General features: G+C 68.8%; 24 protein-coding genes and 1 tRNA gene. 13 read left to right on the forward strand and 12 right to left on the reverse strand.

The window, feature by feature from the left end:
• Positions 1-155 precede the first annotated feature (155 nt).
• From GTO19_RS11090 to GTO19_RS11100, 3 genes are all read left to right on the forward strand, one after another.
• Positions 156-247: transfer RNA gene (locus tag GTO19_RS11090), tRNA-Leu, on the forward strand.
• Positions 248-305: 58 nt separating this feature from the next.
• The gene (locus GTO19_RS11095) at positions 306-929 is read left to right on the forward strand and encodes a DUF6806 family protein (protein WP_291022160.1); all 624 of its coding nucleotides are present in this window, start codon (positions 306-308) and stop codon (positions 927-929) included.
• Entirely contained in the window at positions 929-2257 is a 1329-nt protein-coding gene (locus GTO19_RS11100; protein ID WP_291022162.1) for an MFS transporter, read from the forward strand. The genes GTO19_RS11095 and GTO19_RS11100 overlap by 1 nt, the downstream gene beginning before the upstream one ends.
• Here GTO19_RS11100 and murI read toward each other — a convergent pair.
• The 4 genes from murI to GTO19_RS11120 all read right to left on the reverse strand — a co-directional run bounded on the left by murI (position 2248) and on the right by GTO19_RS11120 (position 6578).
• Positions 2248-3066, reverse strand: coding sequence for a glutamate racemase (gene murI / locus GTO19_RS11105; RefSeq protein ID WP_291022163.1), 819 nt, complete (start codon positions 3064-3066; stop codon positions 2248-2250). The two genes, GTO19_RS11100 and murI, sit on opposite strands and share 10 nt — an antisense overlap.
• Positions 3063-4616: a fumarate hydratase gene (locus GTO19_RS11110; protein WP_291022165.1), complete on the reverse strand. Its 1554-nt coding sequence runs from the start codon at positions 4614-4616 to the stop codon at positions 3063-3065. Before GTO19_RS11110 ends, murI begins: the two co-directional genes overlap by 4 nt.
• A 97-nt stretch (positions 4617-4713) precedes the next feature.
• A complete protein-coding gene (locus GTO19_RS11115; RefSeq protein WP_009518670.1) occupies positions 4714-5676 on the reverse strand; it encodes a tripartite tricarboxylate transporter substrate binding protein in 963 nt (320 codons plus the stop codon).
• 65 nt (positions 5677-5741) lie between these two features.
• Positions 5742-6578 (reverse strand): hypothetical protein, encoded by an 837-nt coding sequence (locus tag GTO19_RS11120; RefSeq protein WP_291022169.1) that lies wholly within the window; start codon positions 6576-6578, stop codon positions 5742-5744.
• A gap of 98 nt (positions 6579-6676) precedes the next feature.
• Here GTO19_RS11120 and GTO19_RS11125 point away from each other — a divergent pair, with 98 nt between their 5' ends.
• Positions 6677-7576 (forward strand): LysR family transcriptional regulator, encoded by a 900-nt coding sequence (locus GTO19_RS11125; RefSeq protein ID WP_291022171.1) that lies wholly within the window; start codon positions 6677-6679, stop codon positions 7574-7576.
• Positions 7577-7586: 10 nt separating this feature from the next.
• On the forward strand, positions 7587-8384 hold the full coding sequence (locus GTO19_RS11130; RefSeq protein ID WP_291022173.1) for an aminoglycoside adenylyltransferase family protein: 798 nt from the start codon (positions 7587-7589) through the stop codon (positions 8382-8384).
• Positions 8385-8388: 4 nt separating this feature from the next.
• Here the strand turns inward: GTO19_RS11130 and GTO19_RS11135 are convergent, their stop codons facing one another.
• On the reverse strand, positions 8389-8664 hold the full coding sequence (locus GTO19_RS11135; RefSeq protein ID WP_291022176.1) for a DUF2164 domain-containing protein: 276 nt from the start codon (positions 8662-8664) through the stop codon (positions 8389-8391).
• Positions 8665-8682: 18 nt separating this feature from the next.
• On the reverse strand, positions 8683-9618 hold the full coding sequence (locus GTO19_RS11140) for a LysR family transcriptional regulator (protein ID WP_291022177.1): 936 nt from the start codon (positions 9616-9618) through the stop codon (positions 8683-8685).
• A 152-nt stretch (positions 9619-9770) separates the two neighbouring features.
• Between GTO19_RS11140 and GTO19_RS11145 the strand changes: the two genes are divergently transcribed.
• Genes GTO19_RS11145 through GTO19_RS11175 form a run of 7 tightly spaced genes read left to right on the forward strand, consistent with a single transcriptional unit; the run spans position 9771 to position 14871 of the window.
• Entirely contained in the window at positions 9771-10601 is an 831-nt protein-coding gene (locus GTO19_RS11145) for an intradiol ring-cleavage dioxygenase (RefSeq protein WP_291022179.1), read from the forward strand.
• A gap of 35 nt (positions 10602-10636) precedes the next feature.
• Positions 10637-11734, forward strand: a complete 1098-nt coding sequence (locus tag GTO19_RS11150) for a C4-dicarboxylate TRAP transporter substrate-binding protein (protein WP_291022181.1) — start codon at positions 10637-10639, stop codon at positions 11732-11734.
• A 12-nt stretch (positions 11735-11746) separates the two neighbouring features.
• Entirely contained in the window at positions 11747-12319 is a 573-nt protein-coding gene (locus GTO19_RS11155; RefSeq protein ID WP_291022183.1) for a TRAP transporter small permease subunit, read from the forward strand.
• Positions 12312-13631: a TRAP transporter large permease gene (locus GTO19_RS11160; protein ID WP_291022185.1), complete on the forward strand. Its 1320-nt coding sequence runs from the start codon at positions 12312-12314 to the stop codon at positions 13629-13631. The genes GTO19_RS11155 and GTO19_RS11160 overlap by 8 nt, the downstream gene beginning before the upstream one ends.
• 4 nt (positions 13632-13635) lie before the next feature.
• Positions 13636-13941, forward strand: coding sequence for a YciI family protein (locus GTO19_RS11165; RefSeq protein WP_291022188.1), 306 nt, complete (start codon positions 13636-13638; stop codon positions 13939-13941).
• 7 nt (positions 13942-13948) lie between these two features.
• Positions 13949-14257 (forward strand): Dabb family protein, encoded by a 309-nt coding sequence (locus tag GTO19_RS11170; RefSeq protein ID WP_291022190.1) that lies wholly within the window; start codon positions 13949-13951, stop codon positions 14255-14257.
• Between the two features lie 26 nt (positions 14258-14283).
• Positions 14284-14871 carry a malonic semialdehyde reductase gene (locus GTO19_RS11175; RefSeq protein WP_291022192.1) on the forward strand — a complete coding sequence of 196 codons (588 nt, stop codon included), beginning with the start codon at positions 14284-14286 and terminating at the stop codon, positions 14869-14871.
• Positions 14872-14938: 67 nt separating this feature from the next.
• Here GTO19_RS11175 and GTO19_RS11180 read toward each other — a convergent pair whose 3' ends face one another.
• The 3 genes from GTO19_RS11180 to GTO19_RS11190 all read right to left on the reverse strand — a co-directional run bounded on the left by GTO19_RS11180 (position 14939) and on the right by GTO19_RS11190 (position 16624).
• A complete protein-coding gene (locus tag GTO19_RS11180; RefSeq protein WP_291022193.1) occupies positions 14939-15718 on the reverse strand; it encodes a peptidylprolyl isomerase in 780 nt (259 codons plus the stop codon).
• An 88-nt stretch (positions 15719-15806) separates the two neighbouring features.
• The gene (locus tag GTO19_RS11185; protein ID WP_291022195.1) at positions 15807-16082 is read right to left on the reverse strand and encodes a BolA family transcriptional regulator; all 276 of its coding nucleotides are present in this window, start codon (positions 16080-16082) and stop codon (positions 15807-15809) included.
• Complete coding sequence (locus GTO19_RS11190) at positions 16079-16624, reverse strand: septation protein A (protein WP_291022197.1); 546 nt, start codon at positions 16622-16624, stop codon at positions 16079-16081. Before GTO19_RS11190 ends, GTO19_RS11185 begins: the two co-directional genes overlap by 4 nt.
• A gap of 111 nt (positions 16625-16735) precedes the next feature.
• Between GTO19_RS11190 and GTO19_RS11195 the strand changes: the two genes are divergently transcribed.
• Complete coding sequence (locus tag GTO19_RS11195) at positions 16736-17707, forward strand: DUF533 domain-containing protein (protein WP_291022199.1); 972 nt, start codon at positions 16736-16738, stop codon at positions 17705-17707.
• A gap of 9 nt (positions 17708-17716) precedes the next feature.
• Here GTO19_RS11195 and GTO19_RS11200 read toward each other — a convergent pair whose 3' ends face one another.
• The 3 genes from GTO19_RS11200 to GTO19_RS11210 form a co-directional block, all read right to left on the reverse strand.
• Positions 17717-18736 (reverse strand): LLM class flavin-dependent oxidoreductase, encoded by a 1020-nt coding sequence (locus GTO19_RS11200; protein WP_291022201.1) that lies wholly within the window; start codon positions 18734-18736, stop codon positions 17717-17719.
• A gap of 4 nt (positions 18737-18740) precedes the next feature.
• On the reverse strand, positions 18741-19148 hold the full coding sequence (gene msrB, locus GTO19_RS11205; protein WP_291022203.1) for a peptide-methionine (R)-S-oxide reductase MsrB: 408 nt from the start codon (positions 19146-19148) through the stop codon (positions 18741-18743).
• Positions 19149-19286: 138 nt separating this feature from the next.
• A complete protein-coding gene (locus GTO19_RS11210; RefSeq protein WP_291022205.1) occupies positions 19287-20777 on the reverse strand; it encodes a YdiU family protein in 1491 nt (496 codons plus the stop codon).
• Between the last annotated feature and the right edge of the window lie 111 nt (positions 20778-20888).

Consider the following 20888-nt stretch of genomic DNA (forward strand, 5'->3'; position numbering starts at 1 on the left):
TCAAATCCGCGCCGCGATGCCCCGCTGCGCACGCCGTTGGCTACATGCGTGAAATATCCGGGCTAGCGGCGGCCCTTTCCCGACGCAACGCCCCACCGGCCCCATGGCCCGTGGGGCGTTTTCATTCACCTGCGACAATCCGCCCCCTGGCCCCTGCCTCGATGGTGAAATTGGTAGACACAGCGGACTTAAACTCCGCCGCTGCCCGAAAGGGGGCGTACCGGTTCGACCCCGGTTCGAGGCACCAGGCGCTTTCCACGCGGGGGCCTAGGTTTTTTCCGGACAGCCCGGTAGAGTGAGTTTCCATGAGCAGCCGATACGACGCCCCTTTCGAAATCCACGTGCACGGTGACGTGCCCCTGCGCGACGACGTGGTGTTCGACCAGATCCAGGAGGCCTTGAAACCCCTGTGGCAGTACGCGGGTGGCCGCTCGCTGGCCGCGGCCGCCGAAAGCAGCTACGAGGACGAGCCCGGCATCCGCTTCGACGCCGAGTCGCACACCCTGCAGATCTGCTGGACGGTCAATGGCGACGAGGACTTCCGCCAGGCCGTCGAGGACGCCTGCATGGGCCTCAATGAAATCGCCTCGGCCGGCGCGCCGCTGGAGGTGTCCTTCTACGACACCGAGTTCGACGAGGAAGACGAGAACAGCGAAGAGGAAGCGCGCGACGATTTCCTCATGTGCTTCGTCGGACCCACGCCCGCGGCCATCATGCAGGTGCAGCGCGACCTGCTGGTGCAGGACGTGGTGCAGGTGATGGAACGCCACTTCGACGCCTCGGAACTGGGCGACGTGGTGGCCTCTATCGACAAACTGTTCAACCAGCGCTTCGACGCGCTGGTCAGCTCCATGCAGCTGGGCAAACCGCCTCGTGGTCACGGTCCCTCGGGCCACGGCGGGCCGCGCAAACCGCGGCACCTGCACTGATGGCGTCTGGCGCCCTGAACCCCGGCGTGCGCAAGCGCGAGGTGTTCGGCTGGGCGATGTACGACTTCGCGAACTCGGGCTACACCACGGTGGTGCTCACGGCCGTGTTCGCGGCCTATTTCGTGGGTGCCGTGGCCGGCGGCGCCACCTGGGCCACCTTCGCCTGGACGGCCGCGCTCAGCGTCTCCAACCTGATCGTGATGTTCACCATCCCGGCCATGGGCGCCTGGGCCGACCGGCACGCGCGCAAGAAGCGCCTGCTGATGCTCACCACCCTGGGCTGCGTGGCCTCCACGGCCGGCCTGGCCCTGGTGCAGCCGGGCGCGGTGGCGCTGGGCGTGGTGCTCATCGTGCTGTCCAACCTGTGCTTCGCCTGGGGCGAATCGCTGATCGCGGCCTTCCTGCCCGAGATCGCCCGGCCCGAGGCCATGGGCCGCGTGAGCGGCTGGGGCTGGAGCCTGGGCTACGTGGGCGGCATGCTCACCCTGGGGCTGTGCCTGGCCTATGTGCTGTGGGCGCAGGCGCAGGGCCAGAAGGCGGGACAGTTCGTGCCCGTCACCATGATCGTCACGGCCGCCATGTTCGGCCTGGCTTCGCTGGTCACCTTGTCGCTGCTTCGTGAGCGCGCGCAACCCCAGGCCGGGCGCGAGGGCGGCTGGCGCGCCTCGCTGAAGCGGCTGCACGCCACCTTCCAGCAGGCGCGGCATTACCGCGACTTCATGTGGCTGCTGGCCTGCACCGCCGCCTACCAGGGCGGTGTGGCCGTGGCCGTGGCACTGGCCGCCATCTACGCGGAGCAGGTCATCGGCTTCGCTCAGCAGGAAACCATGGCGCTGATCTTCGTGCTCAACCTGGCGGCCATGGCCGGCGCCTTCGCCTTCGGCTACGGGCAGGACAAGCTCGGCCACAAGCTCGCACTCAGCCTCACGCTGCTGGGCTGGATCGCCACCTGCGTGATCGCCGCGCTCAGCACCACCAAGGGCATGTTCTGGTACGCGGCGGCCATTGCGGGCCTGTGCATGGGCTCCAGCCAGTCGGCCGGGCGCGCCATGGCCGGCATGCTGGCGCCGCCCGCGCAACTGGCGGAGTTCTTCGGCCTGTGGACCTTCGCCGTGCGCGTGGCCAGCATCGTGGGCCCGCTCACCTACGGCGCCATCACCTGGGCCACCAGCGGCAACCAGCGCCTGGCCATCCTGTCCACCGCGCTGATGTTCGTCGTCGGCCTGGTGCTGCTGGTGCCGCTGAACATGCGGCGCGGGCGCGAGGCAGCGCTCACGGCACCGTCGGCCGACGCGCCGGCCGGCGTTGCGGCCCGCGTTCAGCTCTGAATCGGCTCCACCACCGGCGACAGCCCCAGCCACTGCCGCGTGGCGCGTGCCAGCGCCTCGGGCTGGCCCGTGCAGCGCCAGACAGCGTCGCCCATCGAGGCGGCGCCGGGCACCGCGGCGGCGTCCGCCAGCACGTTCAGCACGCGGCGCGCCACCGCCTCGGCGGGGTCGATCAGCGTGAGCGGCCGCTCGCCGCAAGCGGCCCGCCAGCAAGGCAGCACCAGCGGGTAGTGCGTGCAGCCCAGCACCAGCGTGTCGATGTCCGGCGCCTCGTCCAGCAGCGCACGCAAGTGGCGGCGGCACAGCGCCTCGGCCCCGGTCTCGTCGCCGCGCTCGATCGCGTGGGCCAGTCCATCGGCCGCGCGCTCGTGCACGGCGGCGCCCGGCGCCGCGCTGGCCATGCAGGCCCCGCGCAGCGCCCGGTAGCGCGCGCTACCGAGGGTGGCGCGCGTGGCCACCACGCCCACCTGGCCGCTGCGCGTGGCGGCCAGGGCGGGGCGGATGGCGGGTTCGATGCCCACGATGGGCAGGTCCGGGTGGCCGGCGCGCAGCGCGTCGATGCCAACGGCCGTGGCCGTGTTGCAGGCCAGCACCAGCAGGTGCAGGGGTTCGCGTTCGCGCCAGTCGCGTACGAGGGCAAGGAGGCGTTCCTGCAAAGCCTCCGCGGGTCGCTCGCCATACGGCGCCCAGGCGTTGTCGGCCAGGTAGCTCAGGTGGGCGTGCGGCAGGGCTTCGCGCAGGGCCCGCCACACGCTCAGGCCCCCGACGCCGCTGTCGAAGACACCGACGACGGGGCGCGGGTCGCTCAAGCCGTGGCCAGGGAGATGCCCTTGAACTCGCCCGAGGCGATGCGCTGGCTCCACTCGGCCGGACCGGTGATGTGCGCGCTGGTGCCGCCGGCGTCCACCGCCACGGTCACGGGCATGTCCACCACGTCGAACTCGTAGATGGCTTCCATGCCGAGGTCTTCGAAGCCCACCACCCTGGCGGTCTTGATGGCCTTGGACACGAGGTAGGCCGCGCCGCCGACGGCCATGAGGTAGGCGCTCTTGTGCTGCTTGATCGCCTCGATGGCGACCGGTCCGCGCTCGGCCTTGCCGATCATGGCGATCAGGCCGGTCTTCTCCAGCATCATGCCGGTGAACTTATCCATGCGCGTGGCGGTGGTGGGGCCGGCGGGGCCCACGACCTCGTCGCGCACCGGGTCCACCGGGCCCACGTAGTAGATGACGCGGTTGGTGAAGTCCACGGGCAGGGGCTCGCCCTTGGCCAGCATGTCCTGGATGCGTTTGTGCGCGGCGTCGCGGCCGGTGAGCATCTTGCCGTTGAGCAGCAGGGTCTGGCCGGGTTTCCAGGCGGCCACGTCTTCCTTGGTCAGCGTGTTCAGGTCCACGCGTGTGCTCTTGTTGTAGTCGGGCGCCCAGTGCACGTCGGGCCACAGGTCCAGGCTGGGGGCGTCCAGGTAGGCCGGGCCGCTGCCGTCCAGCACGAAGTGCGCGTGGCGCGTGGCCGCGCAGTTGGGGATCATGGCCACGGGCTTGCTGGCCGCGTGCGTGGGGTACATGGCGATCTTCACGTCCAGCACGGTGGTGAGGCCGCCCAGGCCCTGCGCGCCGATGCCCAGGGCGTTGACCTTCTCGTGCAGCTCCAGGCGCAGCTCTTCCACCTGCGTGAGCTTCTCGCCCTTGGCCGCCTTGGTCTGCAGCTCGTACATGTCGATGTCGTCCATCAGGGACTGCTTGGCCATCAGCATGGCCTTCTCGGCGGTGCCGCCGATGCCGATGCCCAGCATGCCCGGCGGGCACCAGCCGGCGCCCATGGTGGGCACGGTCTTGAGCACCCAGTCCACCAGCGAATCGCTGGGGTTGAGCATCACGAACTTGCTCTTGTTCTCGCTGCCGCCGCCCTTGGCCGCCACCGTCACGTCCACCGTGTTGCCGGGCACGATCTCGGTGAAGATGACCGCGGGCGTGTTGTCCTTGGTGTTCTTGCGCGCGAACTGCGGATCGGCCACCACGCTGGCGCGCAGGGTGTTGTCGGGGTGGTTGTAGCCGCGGCGCACGCCTTCGTTGATGGCGTCGTCCAGGCTGCCGCTGAAGCCCTCGAGCCGCACGTCCATGCCGATCTTGAGGAAAACGTTGACGATGCCCGTGTCCTGGCAGATCGGCCGGTGGCCGGTGGCGCTCATGCGGCTGTTGGTGAGGATCTGCGCGATGGCGTCCTTGGCCGCGGGGCTTTGCTCGCGCTGGTAGGCGCGGGCCAGGTGGGCGATGTAGTCGGCGGGGTGGTAGTAGCTGATGTACTGCAGCGCACCGGCGATCGATTCGATGAGATCGTCGGCCTTGATGGTGGTGGGCATGGTCGGTCGTGGGCTGGGTGGATAACCTCGGGATTATCCCTCTGTGAGGATGGGCGCGCCGGGAGCGCCTCGGCAGTCCCCAGCCCGGCGCAGGGGCTCACTCCAGCGTGATCTTCGCCCGCTCCACCACCTGCTTCCACTTCACCAGGTCGGCCTTGACGCGCTCGGACAGCGCCTCGGGTGTGCTGGGAGTGACCTCGTAGCCCAACTGGCGCAAGCGCTCGACCAGATCGGCCTGCGCCAGCGCCGTGGCCGTGGCCTCGCGCAGGCGCTGCAGCACCTCGGGCGGGGTGCCCGCCGTGGCAAACAGGCCGTACCACAGGTCGTGCGTGGCGCCCACGCCGTTCTCGGCCAGGGTGCGCACCTCGGGCAGCAGGGGCGAGCGCTTGTCGCCGCCGATGACGCTGATGCCGCGCAGCTTGCCCGCCTTGATGTGCGCCGCCAGCGCAGGCACGGTCACCACCACCATGTCGATCTGCCCACCCAGGACGTCGTTGATGGCCGGTCCTGTGCCACGATAGGGGATGTGCTGCACGCGGGTGCCGGTGTTGAAACCGTAGAGCTCGCCGAAAAGGTGCGGGGAGGTGCCCACGCCCGGCGTGCCGTACTGCAGCGTATGCGCCTGGGATTCGGCGCGCAGGGACTGCGCGTCCGTGGCCTTGACCCGCTGCGGGTTGACGGCGATCGCCATCTGCGTGGAGCCCACCAGCGAAATCGGCGCGAAGTCTTTCGCCGGGTCGTACTTCAGGTCCTTGTAGAGATTGGGATTGGTGCCGAGGAAGTCGTTGGCGAACAGCAGGGTGTAGCCGTCCGCCGGGGCGCGGGCCACGAACTCCGCGCCAATGTTGCCCCCCGCGCCGGGCCGGTTGTCCACGATCACGGGCTGGCCCAAGGCGGCGGACAGGCGCTCGGCGAAGGGGCGCGCGATGCCGTCGAAGCCACCACCGGGCGGGAAGGGCACCACCATCTTGATCGGGCGGTTGGGATAGGGCTGCGCCATGGCCAGTGCCACCGCGCCGAAGGCGAGGCCGCCGATCAGCAGGCGGATGAAGGTCTTCATGTCTTGTCTCCTGTGCGGTGTTCGTTGTCGTGCCACCGCGCGTTGCCGGGCGGTGTGCAGGGAAATCAATGGCCGGTGAGTGGCGGTATGTGCATCTCCAGCAGTTCGCTCGGCCGGGAGGCGCGCACCGTGGCGCCGTCGGCATCGGTGCGCAGCGTGGCGTGTCGCTTCCACGTGCCCAGGGGCGACGTGCCTTCGCCGTCGAGCACGAAGACGATGGCGTGCGGGGCGAGGGGCACAGGCGTGTCGGCCGACAGGCCGATGAGGCTCAGGCGCGTGCCCCGGGCCGAGAAGCGGCCCAGCGGCTTGCGGCGCACACCCGGTGCAGCCGGATCGTCCTGCCACTCGATGGCTGCCGGGTCCAGGAAGACCGGCGCGTCCAGTTCGCTGGGCGAGTAGGCGATGCGCCGCCCGTGCACGTGTTCCCACACGGCTTCGTAGGCGTCCTGGTTCTTTCTGCCGCTCTCGCCTTCATGTCGGCGGAACACGCCGTTCTCGAACGTGCCGTGGCGGCGAAGCTCGTCCACGGCCTGCTGGAAACGCGCTTCCGAGATGTAGCCGCTGCCGCTGGCACCGCCGAACTGCAACACCAGCGTGGCCGATTCGCCGGCGATGCTCTGCGGCCCATAGTGCACGCCCTCGGGGAAGTAGGCGATGGAGCCGGGCCGCATCACGCCGTTGCGCGCGAAGTCGGCGTCGCCGTGCAGTTGCACGCGCACCTGATCGAAGTTGTGCCGGTGGCGCGGCGAGTGGAAGTCGGCGTAGGTGTGCGCGAGCTGCAAGTAGAAGTTCTCTGGCGTGCCTTCTTCGCCGTGCAGCAGCGACTGCGAGCGGAACAGGCCGGCGCGCGCGTGCTGGCGCTCGATGACGGGCACATCGTCGAGGTTGACGAGGGCTTGCATGGGTCTCCTTCGGTAGTGGGGCGGGTCGAAGGAGCCGGAGTGTCGGCGCGCGAACGACATCAATCAATACAATGAACCGACTATCGAATATCACCCAGATGCATGTCAACGACATCGACCTGAACCTGCTGCGCCTGTTCGACGCCGTGTTCCGCGCGCGCAGCGTGAGTCGCGCGGCCGACAGCCTGAACATGACGCAGCCGGCCGCCAGCCAGGGCCTCACGCGGCTGCGCGCGCTGCTGCACGATCCGCTCTTCATCCGCGCGCCGGGGGGTGTTCAGCCCACACCCAAGGCGCAGCGGCTGGCCGAGCCGGTGCGCCGCGCGCTGTCCGGCATCGAAGAGGCCTTGAACGAGACAGCGGCGTTCGATCCGGGGCTGTCGCGCCGCACCTTCCACCTGCACATGAGCGACAGCGGCGAAATGCGCTTCCTGCCGGCGCTCATGGCCGCCGTGCGCGAACAGGCGCCACACGTGCGGCTGGAAACGCGGCGCGTGCCGCGCGAGCAGATCACCGAGGCGCTGGACACCGGCCGCATCGACTTCGCCTTCGGCTTGCTGCCCACGGTGAAGGACACGCGGCGTGTGCAACTCATCCGCGACCGCTACGTGGTGCTGCTGCGCGAGGGGCATCCCCTCGCCGTGCGGCGCCGCACGGCCAAGGCCCTGCTGGCGGCCATGCGCGAGCTGGATTTCGTGGGGGTGCGATCGCACGCGGACACTTTGCGCATCCTGCAACGGCTGGGCGTGGAAGACCGCCTACGACTGGTGACGGACCACTTCACCGTGCTTCCATCCATCGTGCGCTCCACCGACCTCGCGGCCGTCATGCCCGGTGTGATTGCGCGCGGTTTCGATCGTGGCTACACCATCCTCGAGCCCGACTTTCCCTTGCGCGAATTCACCGTCTCGCTGCACTGGAGCCGCCGCTTCGAGGTGGACCCGGGCAACCAGTGGCTGCGCGAGTTGGCCGTGGGCCTGTTCAGCGGGACGGATTGACATGGCGGAGATGAACGAATACGTACCCGTGGAGATCCGTGCACAGGTGTCCGCGGCCTGCACCGCGCTGAACCGGCACTTGGGCGATGCGCTGCTCGGCGTTCACCTGTTCGGCTCGGCTGTCGATGGTGGGCTCAAGCCCTTCAGCGACATCGACCTGCTCGTGACCGTGGAGGACCGTGTGCCCCAGTCCGTGCGCCGTTCGCTGATGGTGGATCTGCTGCACGTGTCCGCGCCGCCCGGGTCGGCGGGCCTTCGCGCGCTGGAGGTCACCGTGCTGGCCCTGCCCGAGGTCGTGCCCTGGCGTTACGCGCCGAGGCGCGAGTTGCAGTTCGGCGAATGGTTGCGCGCGGATATCGTGGCGGGTGTCATCGAGGGGCCGGTGAACGACCCCGACCTCGCGATCTTGTTGACGAAGGCCCGCCAGCACAGCGTGGCATTGGTGGGCGAGGCGGCCAATGGCTGGTTCGATGCGGTGCCTCGGGCCGACCTCGTGCGCGCCTTGCTGGACACCGTGGCTCAGTGGAACGGGCCGGACGATTGGGCGGGCGACGAGTGCAACATCGTGCTGGCGCTGGCCCGCATCTGGTACACGGCCAGCACCGGCGGCATCGTGTCGAAGGATCACGCCGCCGCCTGGCTGCTGGACCGGGGCGAGGCCGCCCCGCACCGCGCCGTGATCGAAAAGGCGCGCGCGGCCTACCTGGGGCAGGCGCGGGACGAACTCGTCCGCCATCCCAATGCCGTCGCCGCCTTCGTGGTCCACGCCCGTCAAGCCATCGAGCGGCTGTGCACCGCGCCGCGCTGAAAACTCAGCGCTTGCCTTTGCCCCCGGCCTGCCGCTTGCGCCAGTACTGGAAGGCGTCCTCATGTAACTCGATGTCGAGTTCCAGCAGGCGCTGCTGCAACCGCTCCTGCACCTCGGCCACGGTCTGGTTGTAGACCAGCGGACCGATCTCCTCCAGAAAGAAGTTCAGCAGCGCGCCCGCGCCGATGTTGCCGATGCGCTGGTCCAGCTCCTCGTTGAAGTAGCGCTCGATGGACGCGATGGCCTGCGCGCGTTCGTCGCGGGGAAGTTCGATGGGCATGGCTTGGCTTCGTTGAAATCAATACACCGCAAACCGCCCCGTCCACTTCCTCTCGTAGTCCATCTTCGCGAAGTGCCCCGCCATGAAGTCGATGAAGGCGCGGACCTTGGCCGAGAGGTGTTTGCGGCTGGGGTAGGCGAGGTTGATGGTGAGGTGGGGCAGGTCCCAGTCTTCCAGCACAGGCACCAGGCGGCCGGCCACGATGTCGTCGTAGACGATGTAGCTGGGCTGGATGAGGATGCCCATGCCGTCCAGCGCGGCGGCGCGCACGATCTGGCCGTCGTTGGTCTCCAGCAGGCCCTTGATCTGGATGGTCTTGTGCTCGCCCGTGCCCACCTGGGTGAAGCGCAGCTCGTTCGGCGTGTTGGCGTGCAGGTAGACCAGCAGCTTGTGCTGCTGCAGGTCGTCCAGGCTCTTGGGGAAGCCGTGCTTCGCCAGGTAACCCGGTGAGGCCGCAAGCACCCGCCGTGTCTCGCCCAGCCGGCGGATGGTGATGTTGCTGTCGGGTTCGTACTCGCGCGTGCGGATCGCCACGTCGATGTTGTTGTCGATGATGTCGAGGTAGCGGTTGGCCGCCTCCACGTGCACGCTCACATTGGGGTAGCGCTCGGTGAATTCGCGCAGCAGCGGCGCGATGTGGTGCATGGAAAAACTCAGCGAGGCCGTCACGCGCAGCAGGCCGGTGGGGTTGAGCGCGGCGGCGTTCACGTCGGACTCGGCGTCGCGCAGGTCGCTCAGGATGTTGCGCGCGCGCTGGAAGAATTCCTGCCCCGTGTCGGTGAGGTACAGGCGCCGCGTGTTGCGCTCCACCAGGCGCACGCCCAGTCGCTCTTCCAGCGCCGCCAGGTGGCGGCTGGCGCTGGCATTGCTCAGGTTCAGGGTCTCCGCCGCGCGCGACAGGCTGCCGGTTTCGGCCACCTGCACGAACAGTTCGATCTCGGTCCAGCGGTCCATCGCTTGTCTCGTTGTCTTCTTCGGGTTGTCCCTGAGTCTCTTTCACCGGACGGAAAAGTCTTTTCGGTTCCGGGCATTGGTTTTCCATTTCGAGCGGCCTACATTCTGCCGCCACGGTGCCCCATGGGTGCAAGGATTTCGGAGACAAGACGGTGCGCAACCTCAACCAGGACAACATCACGCAGGCGGTCATCGCCCGCCTGGCCCAGACGCCGGACCCGCGCCTCAAGCAGGTGCTGACGAGCCTGGTGCAGCACCTGCACGCCTTCGCCCGCGAGGTGAAGCTGACCGAGGCCGAGTGGGCCTACGGCATCGACTTCCTCACCCGTGTGGGCCACACCTGCGACGACCAGCGCCAGGAGTTCATCCTGCTGTCGGACACGCTGGGCCTGTCGATGCTGACGGTGGCGCTGAACAACCAGAAACCCGCCGGCTGCACGGAGGCCACGGTGTTCGGGCCCTTCCACGTGGAGGGCGCGCCCGAGGTGCCGCACGGCGCCGACGTGGCCAACGGCGCGCCCGGCAAACCCTGCGAGGTGGCGGGCAGCGTGCGCGGCCTGGGCGGCGAGCCGGTGGCCGGTGCGGTCATCGACGTCTGGCAGGCCGACGCCGAGGGCCTGTACGACGTGCAGCGTGAAGGCCCGGCCGAGCCGCAGGGCCGGGCCGTGCTGCGCAGCGACGCCGACGGACGCTTTCATTTCCGCAGCGTGGTGGCCGAGCCATACCCCATTCCCGACGACGGTCCGGTGGGCGAGATGCTCACCGCCACCAAACGCCACCCGTGGCGGCCCGCGCACCTGCACTTCCGCATCCAGGCGCCGGGCTACCAGACGCTGGTGACGCACGTCTTCCGCGACGGCGACCCCTACCTCGATTCCGACGCCGTCTTCGGCGTGCGCAGCTCGCTCGTGGCCGACTGGGTGGAACAGCCCGACGGCCGCGTGACCCTGGACTTCGATTTCGTGCTCAACCCGAGCGCCTGACCGCTGACCGTTCCACTACAACAGGAGACAAGACCATGACGATCCAGAAACGCGCCTTCGTGGCCAGCGCCCTGGCCGCTGCGCTGATGGCCGCCGGCCTCACCACGGCCCAGGCGCAGCAGACCTTCAAGCTCACCATCGCCTCCAGCCACCCCACCTCGCTGCCCTGGGTGGGACTGATGAGCACGCTCTTCGTGCCCGAGGTGAACAAGCGTGTGGAGGCCCTGGGCAAGGGCTACAAGATCGAGTGGAAAGAGGCCTATGGCGGCCAGCTCTACAAGATGAACGCCACGCTCACCAGCGTGGGCCAGGGCATCGCCGACATCGGCTGGGTGTTCGCCAACCTCGAGGCGGCCAAGATGCCGCTGACGCAATACGCCACCGTCACGCCCTTCGCCACCGGCGACGTGCGCACCCTGCTGCAGGTGGCCAATGAGCTGAACGAGAAGGTGCCCGCGCTCAAGGCCGAGTGGGACCGCAACAACCTGGTGTTCCTGGGCGCCAGCGGCGTGGACACCTACCACCTGTTCACCAAGAATCCGATCAGCACCTACGCCGACCTCAACGGCAAGAAGCTCTCGGCGCCGGGCGCGCTGGGCCTGTGGCTCAAAGGCTCCGGCGCGGTGCCGGTGGATGGCTCGCTCACCAGCTACTACACCGACATTCAGACCGGCGTGAGCGAGGGCACCATTTCCATCGCCACCGGCATCCTGCCCAGCAAGGTGTACGAGGTGGCGCCCTACGTCACCACGGTGGACATCGGCGCGCTCTACAACGGCGGCATGGCCATGAACAAGGACAGCTTCAATGCGCTGCCGCCCGAGGTGCAGAAAATCGTCAAGGACGTGGGCCTGGAGTACTCGCGCGTGTTGGGTGACACCCTCATGCAGCGCTACGAGGCGGCACTCAAGGCCATCGGCGAGCAGGGCGCCAAGCAGGCGGTGCCGGTGAAGATCGCGCCCATGGCCCCCGGCGAGCGCGAGAAGTGGGCCAGGACCATGCCCAACATCGCGGGTGATTGGGTGAAGGCCAACGCCTCGCGCGGCCCGTCGGCGCAGATCGTGAAGACCTACCTCGAGGAACTGCGCAAGCGCGGCGCCAAACCCCTGCGCGACTGGGACAAAGAGCTCTGATCGGCCGCTTTCATGAGCTTCGAAGCCAACACCAACCTGGAGGAGGCGCCGGTCCCGTCGGCGCCGTCCAGTCCCTTCGGGCATGTCGTCGACGCGCTCAACGGCCTGGGCTCCCTCGTCATCGCCCTGGTCATGCTGCTGATGTGCGCCGACGTGTTCATGCGCAACGCCTTCAACCAGCCCATCGACGGCGTGGCCGAGATGGTCGCGGCCTCGATCATCGTGATCGTGTTCCTGCAGCTGCCGGCCACGCTGCGCCACGGCCGCATGAGCCGGGCCGACCTGTTTCTCGACCCTTTCCTGCTGCGCCGCCCGCGCGCCGGGCGCCGCTTGCGCGCGCTGTTTTCGCTGGTGGGCATCTTCGCTTGCGGGGTGATCGCCTACGCCACCTGGCCACTGTTCCAGCGCGCCTGGACGAACAACGAGTTCTTCGGCGTGGAGGGCGTGTTCACCTTCCCCACCTGGCCCATGCGCATCGTCGTGTTCACGGGCGCGCTGCTGGCCGCGGTGCAGTACGCGCTGCTGGCCTGGCAGGACTGGCGAGACAGCGCGCGGGCCGGTGCGGCGGAGGGCGGCCATGTCTGACCTGCTGCTGGGCTTCATGGCCATCGGGGTCATGCTGGCCTTCATCGTCCTGGGCATGCACATCGGCATCGCGCTGATCGTCACCTCCTTCGTGTCGGTGTGGCTGATGCGCTCGCCCGAGATCGCCGCGCGCTTCGTCGGCGCGGCGGCGAACGACGCCATCCGTGATTACCTGTTCGGCGTGGTGCCGCTGTTCGTGCTCATGGGCATGTTCGTGAGCGTGAGCGGGGTGGGGCGCGACACCTTCGACGTCTTCCAGTGGCTGCTGCGCAAGCTGCGCGGTGGCCTGGGGCTGGCCACGGTGGGCGCCAACGCGGTGTTCGCGGCCATCACGGGCATCTCCATCGCCTCGGCCTCGGTGTTCACCAAGGTCGCCACGCCCGAGATGATCCGCCATGGCTACACGCCGCGCTTCTCCGTGGGCGTGGTGGCGGGGTCGTCGGTGCTGGGCATGCTCATCCCGCCCTCGCTGCTGATGATCATCTACGGCGTCATCGCCGAGGAGTCGATCGGACGCCTGTTCCTCGCGGGCATCCTGCCCGGCCTGCTGCTGGCCCTGCTGTTCTGCGCGCTGATCCTGGGCTTGGCCTATCTGCGCCCGGCCAGTATCTACGCCTCTGGCCAGGCGGCGTCGGCCGACGACCAGGACACGGAAACCTGGCGCAGTGCCTCGGTGAAGTTCTTTCCCATCCTGGTGCTCATCGTGCTGGTGCTGGGTGGCCTGTACAGCGGTTTCTTCACGCCCACCGAGGCCGGTGCCGTGGGCGCGGCCGGCGCCTTCGTGATCGCGCTCGCGCGACGTCGCCTCACCTGGCGCAAGCTGTGGAACGTGCTCACCGAAACCGGCTATGTCTCGGTGTCCGTGCTGTTCCTCATCGTCGCGGCCTCGCTGTACAGCCGCATGCTCGCGCTCACCGGCATGCCCGCCGCCATCACCACCGGCATCACCGAGATGGGCCTGGGTCCCTGGGGCTTCCTCGTGGCCTACCTGCTCATCGTCATCGCGCTGGGCTGCATCATCGACTCGGTCTCGATCATGCTGATCATGCTGCCCATCGTGCTGCCCATTGCCGCCAGCTTCGGCATGGACAAGATCTGGTTCGGCGTGCTCACCGTGGTGGCGGTGGAAATCGGCCTGCTCACGCCACCCTTCGGTGTCTCGGTGTATACGGTCAAGAGCGCGCTCAACAACCCCTCCATCACGATCAAGGACATCTTCGCCGGCACCTTTCCCTTCGTGCTGGTGATGGTCTTCTCGCTGTTCGTCCTCGCCATCTTCCCGGGCCTGTCCACCTGGCTGGCCCGCATGTGAACCCATGATCTACGTCTTCCACCTCCTCGACAAACCCGGCGGCCTGGAACTGCGCCAGCGCCTGCGCCCCGAGCACAAGGCCTACCTCGGTGCCATGGCCGATCGCATCGCATTCGCCGGCCCCCTGCTGGCCGACGACGGCAGCACCATGGTGGGCAGCGTGCTCGCCATCGACTTCGACAGCCGCGAGGCCGCGCTGCAGTGGCAGGCGAGCGAGCCGTTCACGAAGGCCGGGCTGTACGCCAGCGTCTCGGTGTACGCCTTCCAGAACCTGTGGCCGCAGAAGGCGGGTTTCCCACCCAGCGCCTGAGGATCCGATGGCCACCGTCAAGCACATCGTGATGTGGAACATCCTCGGCGACACGGCCGAGGAGAAAGCGCGCAACACGCAGCGCCTGAAGGAAGCCTTCGAAGGCATGCGCGGGCGCATCCCGGGCATGCTCGCGCTGGAGATCGGCGTGGACATCAGCCGCGTCGACTACGCCTGCGATGTGGTGCTGTATTCCGAGTTCGAAACGGCACAGGCCCTCGCGGACTACGCCATCCACCCCGAACACCTGCGCGTGCGCCAGCAGCTCGAAGGCCTGCGCATCGCTCGCCACCAGGTCGATTACCTGCCTCTTTGACTTCCGAACCGAAAGGACATCCCTCCGTGACCCCGCTCGACCCCGCTGCCATCGACACCATCTTTCGCCAGGCCCGCACGGCCAACGGGTTCCTCGACCAGCCCGTGTCCATGGACCTGCTCAAGCAGGTGTACGAGCTGGCCGCGCTCGGCCCCACCTCGATGAACACCCAGCCCACGCGCTACGTGTTCCTGCAGTCGAAGGAAGCGCGCGAGCGCCTGCTGCCGGCCATGTCGCCGGGCAACCTGGACAAGACGCGCACCGCGCCGGTGACGGTGATCGTGGCCACCGACACGAAGTTCTACGAGTACATGCCCCGCGTGTGGCACCGCGAGGGCGCCAAGGAGAACTTCGAGGCCAACGCCGGCCTGGCCAGCGGCACGGCCACGCGCAACGGCACCCTGGGCGGGGCCTACTTCATCATCGCGGCGCGGGCGCTGGGGCTGGACTGTGGGCCCATGAGCGGCTTCGACATCGCCAAGGTGGACGCCGAGTTCTTCCCCGATGGCCGCTGGAAGACCAACTTCCTGATCAACCTCGGCCACGGCGACGACAGCAAGCTGTTCAATCGCAACCCGCGCCTGGACTTCGACGAGGCCTGCAAGGTGCTCTGAGCGCGCGGCGCGCACAAAAAAGCGCGGCCTGGCCGCGCTTTTTTTGTGGAAATCGGCAGGGCAGGGCTTACTGCACCTTGGCCTTGTCGCGCAGTCCCTGCTGGTACTGCTGCATCTTCTGCTGCGTGATCTGCTGGGTGATCTGCGGCTTGAGTTCGTCCAGGCTGGGCAGTTGCGCCTCGCGAATGTCGTCCACGCGGATCACGTGCCAGCCGAACTGGCTCTGCACCGGGGCGTCGGACAGCTGGCCCTTTTCCAGCTTGACCATGGCCTGCGAGAACTCGGGCACGTAGCTGGCCGCGGGGGCCCAATCCAGGTCGCCGCCGTTGGCGCCGGAACCCGGGTCCTTGGACTGCTTCTTGGCGATGTCCTCGAACTTGGCGCCCTTCTTGAGGTTGGCGATGATGGCCTTGGCCTCGTCTTCCTTCTCGACCAGGATGTGGCGCGCCTTGTATTCCTTGCCGGCGCTGGCGGCCGCGAACTTGTCGTACTCGGCCTTGACCTCGGCGTCGGTCACGGGGTTCTTCTTCTGGTAGTCCGCGAAGAGGGCGCGGATCATGATGGTCTGGCGGGCCAGTTCCATCTGGTTCTTGAACTCGGGGCTGTTGGCCACGCCCTGCTTCTGCGCCTCCTGCATGAAGATCTCGCGCAGCACGACCTCTTCCTTGATCTGGGCGCGGACCGTGTCGTCGACAGGGCGGCCACTGGCCTCGATCTGCTGCACCAGGGCGTCAACGCGCGCGGTGGGCACGGGTTTGCCGTTGACGATGGCCACGTTCTGCGCGGCCGCCCAGGGGGCGGTGGCCATCAAGACCGCCGCGGTCAGTGCCGTGAGGGTGACTTTCATGGAAATCCTCGGAGTTGGAAAGGTGTTGGAGCCGCCGCGCCCACGACGGTTCGCGGGGGGATGTGACAGAAGGTAGTCGGGGGCTGCGTCAGCGCTGGATCTCGATGGCCAGGGCGTGCAGCCCGGCGTCCGTGAATTGGCGCAGGGCATCATACACAAGGCGATGCTGCGCCACGCGGCCCAGCCCGGCGAAGGCCGGGGCCGCGATGCGCACCCGGAAATGCGTGCCGTAACCGAGCCCGTTGGCACCCGCGTGGCCCGCGTGCGCGGCGCTTTCGTCGATGACCTCCAGCGAGGTCGGCGAGAGGGTGTCGCGCAGCCGCGCCTCGAGCGCCGCGGCGGTGGGGATGGCCTGGGCGTTCATGCTTCCGAGCGGGGTTCGTCGTCCTTGATGTGCCGCGCGATGTACAGGCCCTGCGCGACGATGAAGGCCACCGGGAAGACGTAGCCCCAGAGCTTGAAGTTCACCCATTCTTCGGTGGTCTGGTAGGCGGCGAACCAGGCGTTGATGGCCGCCATGAAGAGGAAGTAGCCGACCCAGGCCACGGTGAGGCGCGCCCACACGGCCTCGGGCAGGCTCAGCTGCGTGCCCAGCAGCATCTGCAGGAAGTTCTTCTTCCAGCCCCACAGCGCGGCGGCCAGCACCACGGCCATGCCGAAGTACAGCACGGTGGGTTTCCATTTGATGAAGCGCTCGTCCTGCAGCACCAGGGTGAGCACACCGAACACCAGCACCAGCACCAGCGTGATCTTGTGGATGTTCTGCAGCTTGCGGTCGAGTGCGTAGACGATGCCGGTCTGTACCACGGTGGCGGCCATGAGCACGCCGGTGGCGAGGTAGATGCCCTGCAGCTTGTAGGCGGCGAAGAAGAGCAGGATCGGAAGGAAGTCGAGGAGCAGGCGCATGGGCGCGATTATCCGTGGACACTGTGTCAGGGAACCGCGGCGGGGCTTGCCGGCTCCGATGTCAGGGCGCTTTTCGCGCCGGGCGCCGTGTGACAACCCGATGGAGATTCCATGAACCCCCAAGAACAGCAAGCCGTCCTCACCATCGCCCTCATGGCCGCCCTGGCCGACGGCGACAAGGCCGACACCGAGCGGGAAAGCATCCGCGGCATCGCCGAATCGCTGGGCGCCGAGGCCGGCGCCAACGGGCTGGCCAAGGTGTATCAGGATGTTCTGCTCAAGCGCGTGGACCTGGCCGCCAGCGTGGCCCGGCTCAGCGACCCGGGGCAGCGCGAGCTGGCCTACGAAATGGCGGTGTGCGTGTGCGACGCCGACGGCGCCCGTTCGCCGGCCGAGACGGCCTTCCTGGCCGATCTGAAGGCCCGCCTGAAGCCCGACGCGGCCGAGTCGGCGGCCTTCGAGAAGGTGGAGGGCGAGCTGGTGGAGGCGGCGAGCGTGGCGGTGCCCGTGGCCGTGGCTGCCACGCCCGCAACCGCCGCGCCGGCCGCCACCGAGGTGCGCGGGCCCGACGGAGCTGCGCTGGACAAGTCCATCCTCAACTATTCGCTGCTCAACGGCGCGCTGGAGCTGTTGCCGCAGTCCTGGGCCTCGATGGCGATCATTCCGCTGCAGGTGAAGATGGTCTACGAGATCGGCCAGGCGCACGGCGTGGAGCTGGACCAGGGCCACATCCGCGAGTTCATCGCGGCGGTGGGCGTGGGGCTGACCTCGCAGTACCTCGAGCAGTTCGGCCGCAAGCTGATCGGCGGCCTGCTGGGCAAGGCGGCGGGGCGCACCATCGGCGGCGTGGGACGGGCGGCCACCGGCATGGCGTTCTCCTTTGCCACCACCTACGCCCTGGGGCAGGTGGCCAAGCGCTACTACGCCAGCGGTCGGCAGATGAGCACGGCGCTGCTCAAGCAAAGCTTCCAGGACCTGCTGGGCCCGGCCAGGCAGATGCAGGCGCAGTACCTGCCGCAGATCCAGCAGAAGGCGGCGACGCTGGACGCGGGGCAGGTGATGGCGATGGTGCGCGGGCGCTGAGCCGCTCGCTCAGACGGCGGCGGGCGCGCCCTCGCGCATCACCGCCGCCGCGATGTCCAGCGAGCGCAGGCGAAGCGCCGGGTCGAACACGTCGCTGACCAGGATGAACTCGTCGGCCTCGGTCAGGTCGGCCAGGCGCTGCAGGCCGGCGCGCACCGTGTCGGGGCTGCCGATGACGGCGGCGGCCAGGAAATCGGCGATGCCCTGGCGCTCGTGCGGCGCCAGCGAGGCCACGAAGCCCTCCACCGGCGGCGGCAGTTGCCCGCGCCGGCCGGTGAGGATGCCCAGCACCCGCTGGTAGGTGCTGCTGGCCAGGTACTCCGCCTCCTCGTCGGTGGGCGCAGCGATCAGCGGCACGCCGATGGCGGCGTAGGGCTTGTCCAGCGTGGCCGAGGGGCGGAACTCGGCGCGGTACACCTCCAGCGCCTGCAGCAGCAGGCGCGGCGCGAAGTGCGAGGCGAAGGCGAAGGGCAGGCCGCGCTGCGCCGCCAGCCGGGCCGAGAACAGGCTGGAGCCCAGCAGCCAGATCGGCACGTTCGTGTTCTGCCCCGGCACCGCCACCACGCGCTGGCCGGGCTGCACCGGGCCCAGGAAGGCGGCCAGCTCGGCCACCTCGCGCGGGAAGTCGTCTTCGGTCTCCACCCGGTCGCGGCGCAGGGCGCGCATGGTCAGGCCATCGGTGCCGGGCGCGCGGCCCAGGCCCAGGTCGATGCGGCCCGGGTACATCTCGGCCAGCGTGCCGAAGGCCTCGGCCACCACCAGCGGCGCGTGGTTGGGCAGCATGACGCCGCCCGAGCCCACGCGCATGCGCTGCGTGGCACCGGCGATGTGGCCCACCAGCACGGCCGTGGCCGAGCTGGCGATGCCGCTCATGTTGTGGTGCTCGGCCAGCCAGTAGCGCGTGAAGCCCAGGCGCTCGGCGTGCTGCGCGGTGCGGGTGGCGATGGCGATGGCCTCGGCCACGGTGCCGCCTTCGCGCACCGCGACGAGGTCGAGCATGGACAGCTTGATGTCGGCCAGGTTCGGCATGGCTTCAGTTCCCCTGGTGCTCGAGGGAGGCCGAGTTCATGCAGTAGCGCAGGCCGGTGGGCGCGGGGCCGTCCTCGAACACGTGGCCCAGGTGGGCGCCGCATCGGCTGCACACGACCTCGGTGCGCACCATGCCGTGGCTGCGGTCGGTGATTTCGGTGATGGCGCCCGGCACGGCCTTCCAGAAGCTGGGCCAGCCGCAGCCGGCGTCGAACTTGGTGCCGGCGTCGAACAGGTGGTTGCCGCAGCAGATGCAGTGGTAGCTGCCATCGGCCCAGATCTCTTCGTATTTGCCGGTGAAGGGGCGCTCGGTGTGGGCCTGGCGCGTGACCTCGAAGGCGCCGCGCTCGGCGCCCTTGGCGGCCAGGATCTCGCGCCACTCGGCGTCGGTTTTCTTGATGGGGAAGTCCATATGCATTCCTTTCATGGGTTCAACGCTGACGCCTTACGCCTGCACGGGCCTCACCCAGGGTGCCGCGGAACCGGCTTTGCCGGGCCGCAGGCGCCGCCCCCTGGAGGGGGTCGCGCGAAGCGCGGCGGGGGTGTTTCACTATGACGAGCAGGAGATCTCGATCTGCTGCGCCCAGTCGGGGGGGAAGGCGGCGAGGTCTTCCTCGCCTTCTCGTTCGTCGAAGGGCGCGGACAAAGCTTTCAGCAGGCGGTCGACTTCGCTGAAGTCGCCTTGCTGCGCGCGCTGGATGGCGATCTGCGCCAGGTGGTTGCGCAGCACGATGCGCGGGTTGACCCGGCGCATGGCGGCGGCCGTGGCGGCGGCGTCGAAGCCAGCCTGGGCGTGCAGACGCTCGCGCCAGCGCACGGCCCAGGCGTCGAAGGCCTCGCGCTGCAGGAACAGGTCGCGCACGGGCTCGATCGCACCCGCCGCCGCGTCGCACAGCCGGCGAAAGAGGATGGTGAAGTCCACCGCGTCCCTGGCCATGAGCTGCATCAGCTCTTCGGTGAGTTCGGCATCGCCCTCGCGCGTGTCGGCCAGCCCCAGCTTGGCGCCCATGCGGCGCGTGAGGGCGGCGGGGAACAGGGTCTTGTAGGGCTCCAGCGCGTCCAGCGCCTGCTGCTGGTCGTCCATCAGCGGCAGCAGGGCCTGGCCCAGGCAGAACAGGTTCCAGTAGGCCACGTTGGGCTGGCGGTGGTAGGCGTAGCGGCCGCCGTGGTCGCTGTGGTTGCAGATGTGCGCCGGGTTGAAGGCGTCCATGAACTGGAAGGGGCCGTAGTCGATGGTGAGGCCCAGCACGCTCATGTTGTCGGTGTTCATCACCCCATGGCAGAAGCCCACGGCCTGCCACTGCGCCAGCAGCTCGGCGGTGCGCGCGCTCACCGCCTCCAGCAGGCGGGCGTACGGGTTGCCGGTGCCGTCGCGGCAGGCGGGATAGAACGCGTCGATGACGAAGTCGGCCAGACGCCGCAGTTCGTCCGTGAGGCCGTTGGCGGAGAAGTGCTCGAAGTGCCCGAAGCGGATGAAGCTGGGCGCCACGCGCGTGACCACGGAGGCGGTTTCCACCGTCTCGCGGATCACCGGCTGCGGCGAGCCCGTGACGATGAGCGCGCGCGTGGTCGGGATGCCCAGGCCGTGCATGGCCTCGCTGCACAGGTACTCGCGGATGGAGCTGCGCAGCACGGCGCGGCCGTCGCCCATGCGCGAGTAGGGCGTGCGGCCCGCGCCCTTGAACTGGATCTCCATCGGCCCGGCGGGCGTGTCCAGCTCGCCCAGCAGCAGGGCGCGGCCGTCGCCGAGCTGGCCGGCCCACACGCCGAACTGGTGCCCGCTGTACACCGTGGCCAGCGGCCTCGCGCCCTCGATCGGCAGCGAGCCGCTGAAGGCGCGCACGGCGCCGTCCTGGCGCAGGCGCTCGGGGTCCAGCCCCATCGATTGCGCCAGCGGGGCGTTCAGGCTCACCAGGTGGGGCTCGGGCAGCGGGGTGGGGGGCAGCTCGGTGAAGAAGGCCGGCCCCAGCCCGGCAAAGCGGTGGCGCCACGGCAGGGCCAGGTCCAGCGCCGCCGGCGTGGCGGTGTCGGTGTCGTTCATGTGGGGGATTGTCCCCTGGGGGGGTATTCCGGCCTGTTTTCAGGGCCTTGACCGATTGCCAGCCCCGCGGCGGACCAGATAATGTGCGCCGGTTATGCGCCGGCCAGACGC

The sequence above is a fragment of the Hydrogenophaga sp. genome, from assembly GCF_011772445.1.
Taxonomy (GTDB): domain Bacteria; phylum Pseudomonadota; class Gammaproteobacteria; order Burkholderiales; family Burkholderiaceae_C; genus Hydrogenophaga.

Bases quoted from the DNA above. Each gene is read 5' to 3' on its own strand.
- GTO19_RS11120 (WP_291022169.1), bottom strand. From the start codon at position 6,578: ATGCAAGCCCTCGTCAACCTCGACGATGTGCCCGTCATCGAGCGCCAG.
- GTO19_RS11150 (WP_291022181.1), top strand. From the start codon at position 10,637: ATGACGATCCAGAAACGCGCCTTCGTGGCCAGCGCCCTGGCCGCTGCG.
- GTO19_RS11195 (WP_291022199.1), top strand. From the start codon at position 16,736: ATGAACCCCCAAGAACAGCAAGCCGTCCTCACCATCGCCCTCATGGCC.
- GTO19_RS11180 (WP_291022193.1), bottom strand. From the start codon at position 15,718: ATGAAAGTCACCCTCACGGCACTGACCGCGGCGGTCTTGATGGCCACC.
- GTO19_RS11130 (WP_291022173.1), top strand. From the start codon at position 7,587: ATGAACGAATACGTACCCGTGGAGATCCGTGCACAGGTGTCCGCGGCC.
- msrB (WP_291022203.1), bottom strand. From the start codon at position 19,148: ATGGACTTCCCCATCAAGAAAACCGACGCCGAGTGGCGCGAGATCCTG.
- GTO19_RS11125 (WP_291022171.1), top strand. From the start codon at position 6,677: ATGCATGTCAACGACATCGACCTGAACCTGCTGCGCCTGTTCGACGCC.
- GTO19_RS11115 (WP_009518670.1), bottom strand. From the start codon at position 5,676: ATGAAGACCTTCATCCGCCTGCTGATCGGCGGCCTCGCCTTCGGCGCG.
- GTO19_RS11095 (WP_291022160.1), top strand. From the start codon at position 306: ATGAGCAGCCGATACGACGCCCCTTTCGAAATCCACGTGCACGGTGAC.
- GTO19_RS11170 (WP_291022190.1), top strand. From the start codon at position 13,949: ATGGCCACCGTCAAGCACATCGTGATGTGGAACATCCTCGGCGACACG.
- GTO19_RS11185 (WP_291022195.1), bottom strand. From the start codon at position 16,082: ATGAACGCCCAGGCCATCCCCACCGCCGCGGCGCTCGAGGCGCGGCTG.
- GTO19_RS11160 (WP_291022185.1), top strand. From the start codon at position 12,312: ATGTCTGACCTGCTGCTGGGCTTCATGGCCATCGGGGTCATGCTGGCC.
- GTO19_RS11100 (WP_291022162.1), top strand. From the start codon at position 929: ATGGCGTCTGGCGCCCTGAACCCCGGCGTGCGCAAGCGCGAGGTGTTC.
- GTO19_RS11140 (WP_291022177.1), bottom strand. From the start codon at position 9,618: ATGGACCGCTGGACCGAGATCGAACTGTTCGTGCAGGTGGCCGAAACC.
- GTO19_RS11110 (WP_291022165.1), bottom strand. From the start codon at position 4,616: ATGCCCACCACCATCAAGGCCGACGATCTCATCGAATCGATCGCCGGT.
- GTO19_RS11190 (WP_291022197.1), bottom strand. From the start codon at position 16,624: ATGCGCCTGCTCCTCGACTTCCTTCCGATCCTGCTCTTCTTCGCCGCC.
- GTO19_RS11200 (WP_291022201.1), bottom strand. From the start codon at position 18,736: ATGCCGAACCTGGCCGACATCAAGCTGTCCATGCTCGACCTCGTCGCG.
- GTO19_RS11165 (WP_291022188.1), top strand. From the start codon at position 13,636: ATGATCTACGTCTTCCACCTCCTCGACAAACCCGGCGGCCTGGAACTG.
- GTO19_RS11135 (WP_291022176.1), bottom strand. From the start codon at position 8,664: ATGCCCATCGAACTTCCCCGCGACGAACGCGCGCAGGCCATCGCGTCC.
- GTO19_RS11155 (WP_291022183.1), top strand. From the start codon at position 11,747: ATGAGCTTCGAAGCCAACACCAACCTGGAGGAGGCGCCGGTCCCGTCG.
- GTO19_RS11210 (WP_291022205.1), bottom strand. From the start codon at position 20,777: ATGAACGACACCGACACCGCCACGCCGGCGGCGCTGGACCTGGCCCTG.